10 protein-coding genes and 1 pseudogene are annotated in these 11,656 nt (G+C 36.4%); 6 read left to right on the forward strand and 5 right to left on the reverse strand.

Annotated elements, in window-relative coordinates:
* Positions 1-233: 233 nt before the first annotated feature.
* The 4 genes and pseudogenes from GO685_RS01175 to GO685_RS01190 all read right to left on the reverse strand — a co-directional run bounded on the left by GO685_RS01175 (position 234) and on the right by GO685_RS01190 (position 3,418).
* Positions 234-1,085, reverse strand: coding sequence for a hypothetical protein (locus GO685_RS01175; protein ID WP_175937202.1), 852 nt, complete (start codon positions 1,083-1,085; stop codon positions 234-236).
* 77 nt (positions 1,086-1,162) lie between these two features.
* Positions 1,163-2,176 carry a ferrochelatase gene (hemH, locus tag GO685_RS01180; RefSeq protein WP_175937203.1) on the reverse strand — a complete coding sequence of 338 codons (1,014 nt, stop codon included), beginning with the start codon at positions 2,174-2,176 and terminating at the stop codon, positions 1,163-1,165.
* A gap of 198 nt (positions 2,177-2,374) precedes the next feature.
* Positions 2,375-2,458 (reverse strand): annotated as a pseudogene (locus GO685_RS05915) (WPE palindromic element domain-containing protein); the annotation flags it as partial.
* A gap of 165 nt (positions 2,459-2,623) precedes the next feature.
* Positions 2,624-3,418: a hypothetical protein gene (locus GO685_RS01190; RefSeq protein ID WP_175937205.1), complete on the reverse strand. Its 795-nt coding sequence runs from the start codon at positions 3,416-3,418 to the stop codon at positions 2,624-2,626.
* A gap of 107 nt (positions 3,419-3,525) precedes the next feature.
* On the opposite strand from GO685_RS01190, the gene ndk reads away from it, so the two are divergent.
* On the forward strand, positions 3,526-3,951 hold the full coding sequence (gene ndk, locus GO685_RS01195; protein WP_175937206.1) for a nucleoside-diphosphate kinase: 426 nt from the start codon (positions 3,526-3,528) through the stop codon (positions 3,949-3,951).
* A 33-nt stretch (positions 3,952-3,984) separates the two neighbouring features.
* Here the strand turns inward: ndk and GO685_RS01200 are convergent, their stop codons facing one another.
* Positions 3,985-4,872, reverse strand: a complete 888-nt coding sequence (locus tag GO685_RS01200; protein ID WP_175937207.1) for a metal ABC transporter solute-binding protein, Zn/Mn family — start codon at positions 4,870-4,872, stop codon at positions 3,985-3,987.
* On the opposite strand from GO685_RS01200, the gene GO685_RS01205 reads away from it, so the two are divergent.
* The 5 genes from GO685_RS01205 (at position 4,864) to uvrB (ending at position 11,451) form a co-directional block, all read left to right on the forward strand.
* Complete coding sequence (locus GO685_RS01205; RefSeq protein WP_175937208.1) at positions 4,864-5,604, forward strand: metal ABC transporter ATP-binding protein; 741 nt, start codon at positions 4,864-4,866, stop codon at positions 5,602-5,604. The two genes, GO685_RS01200 and GO685_RS01205, sit on opposite strands and share 9 nt — an antisense overlap.
* Positions 5,601-7,031 (forward strand): 2-polyprenylphenol 6-hydroxylase, encoded by a 1,431-nt coding sequence (ubiB, locus tag GO685_RS01210; protein WP_175937209.1) that lies wholly within the window; start codon positions 5,601-5,603, stop codon positions 7,029-7,031. The genes GO685_RS01205 and ubiB overlap by 4 nt, the downstream gene beginning before the upstream one ends.
* 233 nt (positions 7,032-7,264) lie before the next feature.
* A complete protein-coding gene (locus GO685_RS01215) occupies positions 7,265-8,497 on the forward strand; it encodes a cytochrome b (protein WP_175937210.1) in 1,233 nt (410 codons plus the stop codon).
* Positions 8,498-8,688: 191 nt separating this feature from the next.
* Positions 8,689-9,420: a cytochrome c1 gene (locus GO685_RS01220; RefSeq protein WP_175937212.1), complete on the forward strand. Its 732-nt coding sequence runs from the start codon at positions 8,689-8,691 to the stop codon at positions 9,418-9,420.
* 78 nt (positions 9,421-9,498) lie between these two features.
* Positions 9,499-11,451 (forward strand): excinuclease ABC subunit UvrB, encoded by a 1,953-nt coding sequence (gene uvrB, locus GO685_RS01225; RefSeq protein ID WP_175937211.1) that lies wholly within the window; start codon positions 9,499-9,501, stop codon positions 11,449-11,451.
* Positions 11,452-11,656 lie beyond the last annotated feature (205 nt).

The raw sequence follows: 11,656 nt of genomic DNA on the forward strand, positions 1-11,656 counted from the left end.
CCCGAAGTTTTAAAAAGACATGCAGTGCACATAGTGCGAAAAATTAAACAATAGTACGCCAAATACAAGTTTTCTTGTCATTTTAACCTGTCTGGTAAATTTCTTAAATATTATAGCTTAGACTAGTTGCATTTAAAAGCAGCTAAATTGCAGCGTTTAAGGCATAAAAACGCCAATACTAAAAATAAATACCGACCAGGGCTTCTTTTGTCTTTTTTTCTGCCTAGTTTAGGTTATGCAAAAAGTTCTCTGTCTGATTCATGATGATGATTAACATCACGAAGTTCAGTAGAAGGGTCATCATTGATCGGTTGATTAAACAGTTTGTCAAGCTGGACTACTAGGAATACTGCGCTATATATTATGCTAATTGTTACGTTTAAATTAAAATTATAGATTATACTATTACCTAAGTTTATCGGTATGGTTGCAATTTCTATCCTTCTTAACACGAAGTTTAGCAAACCTAATGAGAAAGTTAGTGTGCTGGTGATGAGGCTCTTTCTGCGTTTAGCAATCTCAGCTTTACATTTTGTAAATTCATCAGTTTCCTTTTTATCTTGATATTTTCCACATGCATCTTGATATTCTTTATGTACCTTTTGATACTTTTTGCATGTATAATAATAGCTTATGGGTTCTGAAATGAATAGGAATAGGATTGTTGAAGTTAAGTGAACACAACTTATTACCTCTGCATTTCTAGTTAAGAGATGGATGACTTTCAACATCATTAGCGCTTCTATAGTGCTGCTTGCAAGACTAGCTGACTTGCCCACAATTTTTGCTAATTCTTTTTTACCCTTAGGGTCTCTGTAATCCTTGACTAGGTCATATAAAGTAAATGCAGAGTAGGCAATATATAGAATAGACGTCGGAAATTTTGCCCACCAAGCGACATTCCGTATAAGAAAAATATTGGATCTGTTATTGTCAGTAAACTCACAGCAAAATTGTAGTGAAATCTTGCACAGTAGGATTGTTAAACCTGTTGTAACACAGATTATCTTCCTAGCATTATGGCTGTAAGTATCATGTACCTTTTGTGCAAACATGTTTTGTTTCTTTTTTAGTTTATTTGACATAAATACTTGATAAAGTAATAGTTTTTTGTTGTTTTATCATATTAAATCCTAAAGGAAAAGTATTATAAGTCAGGATTTTAAAGATAATTTATGCACAAATCTACCAAGCATTTTATAAACAAAAAATCAGTACCGAGGGTTGGTATGCGAAAGTAATATCCATCCTTGATCATTGCTTTATATTCTATATCAAGCTCAACAAGCGTTTCTGAATGTTCAGAAACAAAAGATATAGGTGATAAAACCACAGGTACACCATCAGCTTTTGCACGCAACAGTTCACTTTCGGTGCTTGGCTCTAACCATTTTACGGGGCCTATCTTACTCTGATAACATATTACCCAATCAAGGTCTTTGATATTTAATTTTTTTACTATTAATTTTACTGTTTCCTCTACCTGTAAGGCATAAGGGTCACCTTTCTTAATAACGCTGAGGGGCAAGCTGTGGGCTGAAAACAGGACTCTTGGTTTACCAATTTTGATAGCTAAGTTATAGTACTTAACTATCAGGTGCGTATGAGCTTCAATAAAGTCTTGATTATCATAATAATGGTTGATTATTTTTGTATTGCATTCTAGGCCATATTTTTTAGCATTCTTTTGCCAGTTTTCGATAGACGATAAACTTGTAGTAGTTGAATATTGAGGATATAGTGGCAGCAGAATTACCTCATCAGGATCAAACTGCTTCACACTCTTAACAACTTCATCAGCAAATGGGTGCCAATAGCGCATGCAGATGAATACTTTGGCCAGCCCTGGTGTCATTCCAGCGTGTGACCAGTTCTTTTTTCTAGATCCCAGTTCCACGCTACTTGGATGACAAAACACAGATCTATTAAGCTCTTGCTCAAGCGCTTCAGCTTGCATTTTCGTATTCTCTAAAATTGGCGATTTGCCTCCAATCTGCTCATATATTTTTTGTGCAGTATTTTCTCGTTTTGCGGATATAAACTTTGCTAAAAGAAACCGAAAGGGGTTTGGTAGATTTATTATTCTTCTGTCGTAAAAGAGATTGAATAGAAAAGGACGGACCGCATTTGGTGAATCAGCGCCGCCTAGGTTAAGTAAGATGATTGCCTTTTTCATTTGGTCTTTTGCAAATAAACTACAAGATTACTTTTTGCCATCATTACAGCGTGTACAACATTGTGATTTGAGCACCGAGATGGTGTCATCCAAGTAGCCTGGCACTGGGATCCAGGATTTCACTAAATTGGTGAGTATAAAAGTACTATGTAAAAACAGCGTTCTCGATGAAGTTGTGTAAAAGTGCCGGCCAAGCATTTTAGTGTACGAACATTGCAATTTGCAGATAATTTGAGTAATGGGTGGTGTCATTCCGGCGCGTGACGCTGGAATCCAGCTTTTTAGTCACTTCACCAAAAATGTTGTATAGTGCACGATCAATTTCGCTGGATCCCAGTGTCAAGCACTGGGATGACACCTTTGTGTTTAAGGTAAAAATGGCTAACACACTGCCTCCGCGCTCGTACCGCTGTGCGTCAAGCGCTGGGATAACAAAATAAAACACATTTAGGCTCCGCAACAAGTTGTTTTTGGGGTGCCTACAAGATTGGCTATACATTCATCAAGTTTGGTTATAGGTACTAAATTTCTCACACCGGCATACAATAGGTGGCTAGATCTCTGCAGGTTACTCTTGGTAGATACAAAGCTTCTATCAAAGGTCAGATCAGCGCAAAAACTTGGCACTGCTTCAAGAAGTTCAATAGCAGCTAAAGATAGCATTATACAACTTTGTAGAATCTTTAGAGGGAAAACTAAAAACGGAATGAGAAAGGAGGTGTTACCTGCTTCACTTACTTGGTTAGGCAAATTATACTCAATATGTTGTCTGCTTTTATCAAAGATAGGGAATTTTATAGAATCCTTCTTAAATTTCGCGTCTATTGTTTCTATACTGTAGTCAGTAGTTTTTGCCATTAACTTCTCACGCAGATTAAAAGTTCTAACAACGAAACATGTGGTAATCATAAACGCAGCGCATACAAGTGCACATTGTAAAAGGCTTAACCCGCCTACCATAGCTGGTAATGCAAAGCAAGCAAGTAGTGGTATAGTGATCATTTCACCGAACGGAATAATATTCCTTTTCATTGCAAAAGCAGCACCTTCTTGTAATTTTGTATTGTGACGCGAGCTATATTCCAAATAACTCAAAAAAGCCAAGCTGAAAGTTAAAAACCCTTTTGTTCCACAAAAAATTGATGATTTTAAATTATTAACGAATGTTTTAACTGGTTGTTTAGTAGTAGACTCAGCTTGTTCACCAGTGTCGCTATTTTTTTTACGGCAACATTCACCCATACAATACCTCCGTTTATTCTTAACTATAAACAAAAAATCACTTTGATGAAATAAAAATTCGCAATAGAATGAATCTATAAATATAAGATCTTATATAAGGAAATAATATGGCAATTGAGAAAACACTTTCGATATTAAAACCTGATGCAGTGAGAAATAATATTACAGGTAATATAAATTCCTACATCGAAAAATCCGGACTAAAAATTATAGCGCAAAAAATGATGTCACTGACAAGAAGACAGGCAGAACTATTTTATGAAATCCATAAAGATAGGCCTTTTTTTGGGGAGTTAGTGGAATTTATGACCTCTGGTTCTGTAATAGTTCAAGTTTTAATCGGTGAAAATGCAGTAAGTAAACACAGACAAATTATGGGAGCGACAGATCCAAAGCAGGCAGATAAGGGCACAATCAGAGGTGATTTTGCTGATGACATTAGTGAAAATAGAGTTCATGGCTCAGATAGCTTGGAAAATGCTCGTAGGGAAATAGCTTTCTTTTTTGCTGAGTGCGAGTTAGTGCAGCTTTAGATTGACTGAAATAAATGCGTAATTCTACAACTTTTACTGAGATCCAATAAAACAAGATTTGAAATTTTGCGTGATGTCGTTAATTATAGCGAGATATGCATCTTTTCCAGGTTCTATATCCGACCCAATAGGATCAAGAATTACCATTTTTGCGTCATTAGAGAGGGCTTTAGGTTTTATGCTATCTTCTCGTGAAGAAGAAAATATACATTTAATGTTTTCTTCCTTCATCATCTTTCTTAGTTTCACTAAAGTTCCCATACCTATGTAAGCATCCTCTTCTATAGAAAGAATGGCACTTGGGTGATTAAAGCCAAAATATTTTTCAAAATATTGATAGGCATCGTGGGTGACTATGTATTTTTTATTTTTGAAGTCATTCAGCTCTCTCGTAATTTTTTCTGTTTCTTGGTCTATCTTCTTTATAGCTCTCATTGCGTTTTGGTTATACTTATAAGAATTTTCTTTATCTATACGAGACAGCGTTGTACTTATAGAAAGTATCATGTTCTTTGCATTTTCAGGATTAAGCCAAATGTGTAGGTCTTTTTCGTCTTGAATATGAATGATATGTCTAGAGAATGAATGTGGTCGAGCAGGAAGTAAATTAACTACCTTTGATAACTGCACAAGTTTTTTATTGTTTCTAGCGAAGGTTTTAACAAATGTTTCTAGATCATCATCAACGTAAAATATGACGTCACTTGATTCCAGATTACTTGCATCAGATGGCTTTAACACATGATCATGTGCAGATGCTGTACAGGCAAGCAAGTGTGGCTTTGAAATTCCATCTGTAACAGAGGCTACAAGAGAATGTATAGGCTTTATTGTAGCTACGATTTTTAAATTGGATGAAAAGGCAGTACTGTGATATAGTGTAAACAAAAGTGATAGAAAAGAAGCCAATAAATGTCTCATGAAAACGTTGAGAAAAAATTAAATTTTGTCAAAAAGTTAAACAATGTCAATAGCAGTGTCCTAAAGATAGAAAACCTTGCTCTTGCATATGATAATAAGAAGGTTCTCGATGGTATTAATATATCAATAGAGAGAGGGGATGTAGTTACTATACTTGGTCCAAATGGTGGAGGTAAAACCTCTTTGGTAAAGGCAGTTGCTGGTATAAATAAGAACTGCACTGGTAGTGTCATGTTTGCTGACGATATAAAAATCAGTTATATGCCACAAAATTTTAGCATCAGTAATTTGATGCCGATAACAGTTGAATATTTCCTTTTAAACAGCTTCTCAACAAAATTGAAGAAAGATCAATCAATTATTACAAAAGCGATAGAATTGGTTGGTATTGGCAACATTTTGAAGAATCAAGTGTCAGAAATTTCTGCAGGACAAACACAATTATTGCTGCTTGCACGCTGTTTAATAGCAGAGCCTGACTTAATTATTCTTGATGAGCCAGTTAGTGCAATGGACATTAGCGCACGGGCTAAGTTTTATGATATTATCGGTAAGATAGCAAAAAAACGACTGGTTTCGATTCTTATGACATCTCATGATTTAAACTCCATAGTACCATGTTCAGATTATATAATTTGCATAAATAATACTATCTATTGCCAAGGTAAGCCTGGTGAAATTATGAAGAATAAAACTCTGAGTGAAATATTTGGCAGTTACGCAGCGAAATGATTCAAAATATTCTGCGCCTTTTGTACATAACCGCAGTGCTGACTCGTTACAACATATTACCTCGCTTGCTTGTTCCTTCAAGAGGGTCAATAAACAAAATACAAGGTTATAAACTAAAGTGTGCTCTTGAAAAATTAGGTCCAGTGTTTATTAAGTTTGGACAATCTATTTCATCACGTACTGATATTTTAAATGAGGATATAACAAATAACTTATTGTTAATATGTGATAGGCTGCCATCTTTTTCACACAAGATAGCAGTTAAAAGTGTAGAAAGCGAATTTAATTGCAAATTAAGCGACATTTTCTCAAGCTTTTCTGAAGAGCCAATTGCAGCAGCGTCAATTTCTCAAGTGCATAAAGCAACTACAACGGAAGGTAAAGAAGTTGCGGTGAAGATTTTAAGGCCAAATATTGAGAGAGCATTTTCAAGGGATATAAAAACACTTTTTTGGCTTGCAGAGATTGCAGAAAGATTTAGCGAGCAATCAAAGAGGCTAAGACCGATCGAGTTAGTTAAAACTTTTGCTGAAATTTGCCGATTAGAGCTAGACCTACGTTTTGAGGCCGCTCATTCTTCGGAGCTGAAGGAGAACACAAAAAACGACAGAGGTTTTTATGTACCTCAAGCGGATTGGAGCAGGACTTCAAAAAAAGTTTTAACGCTGGAATGGATAGAAGCAACACCAATATACGAGGTTGAGAAACTAAATAATCATAAGCAAATAGCTGTAAATCTTATAAAATCGTTTTGCAATCAAGTATATAGAGACTGTTTCTTTCATGCAGATATGCACCCTGGAAATCTCATGGTTGATAGTAACAACAATATTATCGCCCTCGATTGTGGAATCATGGGCCGAATAGACCGCGAAACGTGCTATTACGTGATAGAGATACTGAAAGGTTTTTTAAAGCGGGATTATGATCGCGTTGCAAAGGTACATTTTAGAGCTGGCTATGTCTCACCACATCATAAAAATTTCGTTACAGCGTGTAGAGCAATAGGTGAACCTATTATAGGACAGCCTATACAGAAAATTTCTTTTGCTAGTTTACTTGCTCAATTGTTCAAAATAACTGGTGATTTTGATATGAAAGTTCAAACACAATTGTTATTGCTGCAGAAAACTATGATTTTACTGGAGGGAACATGTAGAAAAATCTACCCAAAAATCAATATGTGGAAAATAGTTGAAGCATGGACGGAGAATCAACATAAAAATAAAATAGGCTATAGGGAAAGAGTAAAAAGTTCTTACCCCGTAAAGACAATTCAGGAAGTATTCAGCCTTGTAGAGAAATTAAATCTGATAGCTCATCAAAAACTAGAAAATATTCAAGTTAAGAGCAGATCAAATCGAAAGATCTATTTTTTACTGTGGTTTGTAGTCGTGGTGCTAATCGTTAAACTTTTCATTTTCTAATAAGTGTTGCTTTTTAAATCGCTATAGTTAAAATAAATGAAGTTTACCTCGGTCCCGCACTTGCTAGCGGGATCTATGACATAGGGCTGCACTAGCTGAACAGTTAGGATGACACCGAAAAGTGTGTTATCGCCAAACAATTGTGCGAGAGATCTGAATTTAAAGTTTTTATTGTCTATAGAGGATAAGCTGCTACAATAAACAAATTAAAGATATAGACAAAACTTCAAGTTATGCAAGGTGATACTAAAGAAAAAACGAAGATAGAAGAAGAAAAAGGTATATTGGGTTGGATAGAATATAGATTACCTATATTTTCTTTTCTAAAGCACATTGCTTCTTACCAAGTGCCAAAAAACCTAAATTACGCTTGGAACTTCGGTTCTTTGGCTGGCATAGCTCTAATTTTACAAATAATAACGGGCATCTTTCTTGCTATGCATTACACTCCGCATGTTGAACATGCGTTTAACAGCGTGGAGCGTATCATGCGCGACGTTAACTATGGGTGGCTAATACGTTATACTCATGCTGTCGGAGCATCGCTCTTCTTTATGGTAGTCTATGTTCATATAATGCGAGGGTTATATTATGGTTCTTATAAAAGGCCACGAGAAATGGTGTGGTTCATTGGCATATTTATGTTCTTTGCAATGATGGCAACAGCTTTTATGGGATATGTTCTCCCTTGGGGACAAATGAGCTTTTGGGGTGCAACAGTTATAACTAACTTATTTTCAGCTATACCTTTAATTGGTGATAAAATAGTTATATGGCTATGGGGCGGTTTCTCTGTTGATAATCCAACGCTCAATCGTTTTTTTGCTCTGCATTACCTTCTGCCTTTCGTCATTGTCACTTTAGCTATGCTGCATGTCATTGCTCTGCATAGATTTGGCTCTGGTAACCCCAGTGGTGCAGAAGTAAAATCAGAAAACGATACCATTTCATTCTATCCTTATTATATAGTAAAGGACTGTATAACTTTTGGTCTGTTTTTTATAGTTTTGTTTGCGTTTGTTTTCTACGCTCCCAATGATTTGGGACATCCGGATAATTATATAGAAGCTGACCCTATGGTAACTCCGGTTCATATAGTACCAGAGTGGTACTTTTTACCTTTTTATGCAATGCTGCGTTCAATCCCAAATAAGCTTATTGGTGTGCTTACCATGTTTGGGTCTATTTTAGTGTGGTTTTTATTACCTTGGCTCGATAAATCAAAAGTTAAAAGTGGCGCTTATCGCCCGTTATTTAAGAAATTTTTCTGGGCCTTTGTAGTAAATTTTGCATTTCTTACCTGGCTTGGGGGGCAGGAAGTTAAAGAACCTTACATTACTCTAAGTAGGCTTTCTACTCTTTATTATTTTACGTACTTTATAATAGTTTTACCACTGCTCAGTAAGTATGAGAAACCGGAGAAACCACCAAAAACCATAAGTGATTCTGTACCGGAGATGAAGTAATGCTAGTTAAAAATAGATCTACTGTAAAACATCCTACCATCCCAGAACACCCTTTTGTCATCCAAGTAGCTGACACTGGGATCCAGAAAAAAAACAAATGGATTTCAGCATCACGTGCCAAAGTGACATCAGGCTATTTTTTACTAAAACAATGGCTAGTTAAGGGACTGAACGTATTTGCAATTTTTTGCATGTTATTCCTATCTGGTCCTACATCTGCAGAAGAATTTACACCATCACCAAATAAAAAAATGGACTGGAGTTTTGATGGAATTACCGGGTCTTTTGATAGGGAATCAATTCAGCGTGGCTATAAAGTATATAAGGAAGTTTGTGCTGCTTGTCATTCAATGAATAGAGTAGCATTTCGTAATTTGCGAGGTATCGGTTTTTCTGAAGAGGGTGTGAAACAGATTGCAGCTTCTTATCAAGTGAAAGATGGTCCGAACGATTTAGGTGAAATGTTTGATAGAACGGGAATACCTTCGGATTATTTTATCGCACCTTTTGATTCGAAAGAAGCAGCTGCAGCAAGTAATAATGGTGCAGTTCCACCGGACTTGTCACTAATTATTAAAGCGAGGCACGACGGTGCAAATTATGTCTATTCACTGCTGACGGGCTATCAAAATGATGAGCAAGATGAAAACGGTTTGTATCTTAATCCGTATTTTCCAACAGGTAAGTTAGCTATGGCACCACCACTTTCTGAAGAAATGGTGGAGTATGACGGTACAAGGCAGACTACAGTTGAAAACATGGCATATGATGTGGTGAATTTTTTACAATGGGCAGCAGAGCCAGAACTAGAGCACCGGCACAAGCTTGGATTTAAAGTGGTGGCATATTTTGTAATCTTAACAGTGTTTTTTGTGTTAACTAACAATAAAATTTGGAGCAAGCTCTATAAAAAGAAAAGATAAAGTTTTTTTATTGACACTCACTTTCATACCTTATTTATACTAACAAGTATATTAATAGTATATGAAAATATAAGAACTATGGAATTTCAAATCGTTACACATTTTAAACCAGGCGGAGATCAGCCACAAGCAATCGATAGCTTAGTTGCAGGGCTAAACAGCAATAAAAAGGATCAAGTTTTACTTGGAGTTACCGGCTCTGGAAAAACTTTTACTATGGCAAATGTTATCGCCAGAACAAACAGGCCTGCATTAATTATGGCGCACAACAAAACTTTGGCGGCGCAGCTTTATGAGGAAATGAGAGGATTTTTTCCCCATAATGCTGTTGGATACTTCATTTCTTATTATGATTACTATCAGCCCGAGGCTTATTCGCCACAAACTGATACTTATATTGAAAAGGACTCTGTAATTAACGAAAGAATTGACATGCTGCGTTATTCTGCTGTTTGCTCTCTTTTGGAGCGCAGGGACACAATTGTAGTTGCCAGTGTTTCCTGCATATATGGTCTTGGTTCGCCCGAGAGCTATCTCAGCATGATCCTGACTTTAAGTGCTGGAGATAAAATTCTTGTTAATGATTTCCTGAATAATTTAGCTAATCTCCAGTACAAGCGCTCTGATGTCAGATTTGAAAGAGGATATTTCAGAGTACGCGGCGATACTATCGACATATTTCCTGCCTACTATGAAAACAAAGCTTGGCGTTTATCGCTAATGGGCAATGAAATAGAAGAAATTTCTGAGATTGATGCTATGACCGGCAATGTCATCAAGCGCATAGATAAAATCACCATTTTCCCAAATAGCTATCACATTACCTCACGTGAGACTCTATTGCAGGCGGTTCAGCTGATCAAAAAAGGGCTGCATGAACGCTTGGATTATTACTATTCACAGAACAAAATTGTTGAAGCAAAACGTCTTGAGCAGCGCACCAATTTTGATATTGAAATGATGATAGCAACAGGAGTGTGTAAAGGTATCGAAAATTATTCCCGTTATCTCTACGGCATGGAAGCTGGAGATGCACTACCTACTTTGTTTGAATATTTACCTAAAGATGTAATTTTATTTGTCGACGAGAGTCATGTTACCGTTCCTCAGATTGGCGCGATGTATAGCGGTAATGAGGCGCGTAAAAAAAAGTTGGTGGACTACGGATTTAGGCTCCCTTCTGCTTTTGATAATCGTCCATTAAAATTTGAAGAGTGGGAAGCAGTGCGGCCGCAAACCATTTTCATTTCCGCTACTCCCGGAAAATACGAGTTAGCAAAGACCAATAATGTGTTCATAGAACAAGTTATTCGTCCAACGGGGCTTACAGATCCAATCTGTATTATAAAGCCAACAGAGACTCAAGTTGATGATGTGATTCACGAAGCGCAAGTAACGATAAAGAAAGGGTTTTGTGTTCTTATTACCACATTGACAAAAAAAATGGCTGAAAAGCTAGCTGAACATATGAGTGAGCTAAATATGAAGGTGAGTTACCTGCATTCAGATATTGGTGCACTGGAGAGGATTGACATTATATGCAAACTAAGATCGAAAGAAATTGACGTCCTAGTTGGTGTCAACTTACTGCGGGAAGGTCTTGATATTCCAGAATGTGGATTGGTTGCAATTTTGGATGCTGATAAGGAAGGATTTTTGCGATCAGAAACTTCGCTCATTCAAACGATAGGTCGTGCTGCACGCAATGCCGAAGGTAGGGTAGTTTTATATGCAGATAAAATGACCGGTTCTTTAGATCGTGCGTTGAAAGAAACAGAAAGAAGAAGAAAGAAACAACAAGAATACAATACACTGCATAATATTACACCAAAAACTATAATAAAGGCTATATCAAATACTCTACGAGACAAAGTAGTGGCTGAGGAAAACATCAATATTAGTAATGTTGATTTAAAGAATTTAAAGAAGCAGATGTTAAAACATGCTGAGAATCTAGAGTTTGAAGATGCAGCAAAAATAAGAAATATTCTCAAAAGATTTGAAGATAGACTTCCTGCAAACCAAAACTAAGCAGAAAAAAAGCAATTTACTAGCTACGTCATACCGCCTCAGGTCGGCTTTGTTGCATGGCAACTAAAAAATCTAGTGGTTACTGACAAAATTCATTATAAAGTTTCTATTTGGCTACCGAAGAAAGAATATGCCACAGAAAATGAGAGTCAGTAACTAAAAAGAATATAACAAATTTCTCCAGGAAAGAGGAAATATTTTTCAC

It is taken from the genome of Wolbachia endosymbiont of Madathamugadia hiepei (genome assembly GCF_013366855.1).
Taxonomy (GTDB): Bacteria; Pseudomonadota; Alphaproteobacteria; order Rickettsiales; family Anaplasmataceae; genus Wolbachia.